This is a genomic window from Aporhodopirellula sallentina SM41, assembly GCF_000346505.1.
GTDB lineage: Bacteria > Planctomycetota > Planctomycetia > Pirellulales > Pirellulaceae > Rhodopirellula > Rhodopirellula sallentina.
Genome location: NZ_ANOH01000340.1, coordinates 1 through 904 on the forward strand (window position 1 = coordinate 1; position 904 = coordinate 904).

The window sequence follows — 904 nt, forward strand, 5'->3', positions numbered from 1 at the left end:
ACACGCTGAGTAGTTTTGTTTTTAGCTCTTCGGTCTTCTCTGGCATTGCCGCGGCGAGGTTGTTCTGTTCCTTCCAGTCTTTTTCGATGTCGTAGAGTTGGAACTTCGTCAGGGTGTCGTTGCCGACAATCTTCCACCGGCCGATACGCATGGCGACACGATCATTGGGCGGCGAAACATGCGTTCGCCAGAACAGTGGTATCTCACGTTGGAATGGTTTGCCGGCGAACGCAGGCAGCATACTGACGCCATCGATCGTGCGGTCGGTCGGCGCCGCGATGTCGTTGATGTCGAGGATGGTTGCGAAAAGGTCGGTGCCGATCACCGGCACGTTGCTAACGGTACCGGGCTCGATATGTCCGGGCCAACGAGCCAATCCTGGAACTCGGATTCCTCCTTCGTGTTCACTTCGTTTTCCTCCGCGCAAACCACCCGTGGTTCCACCATATCGAGCTACAGGTCCGTTGTCTGAAGTGAAGAACACAAACGTGTTTTCAGATAAACCATGTTTGTCCAACGCGTCGAGAACCATGCCGAGTGCGTTGTCGAGTTGGGAGATGTTTCCCATGTATTGGCTGTTTTCGTGCCCAGCGTAGAGAGATTGAAATTTCGTGTCGGTCGCGATCGGTGAATGCGGTTCGTGCACCCACACGGACATCGCGAACGGCTTGGTTGGGTCACGAATCTCGCTCAGCCAACGCTGGGCTTCGGAGGCGACGAGTTGGGCGGAATAGCCGATCAATTCTCCGACCGGTTCTCCGTTGCGAACGAAGTTGTCAGGGTTTTTATGACTAGGGCTGGCGTTGTTTTGCGTGATCATCCAGTAGTCGAATCCGTGGTCACCCGGTTGTGGATAGTCGGGAGTGTTGAATTGTTGCCTCGAATTGAGGTGCCACTTCCCGAC

General features: G+C 54.8%; 1 protein-coding gene. It reads right to left on the reverse strand.

Annotated features, from left to right (window positions below; translation table 11 throughout):
- The coding region (locus RSSM_RS22385) for a sulfatase-like hydrolase/transferase (protein ID WP_008684410.1) at positions 1 to 904 on the reverse strand (904 nt) is incomplete at both ends.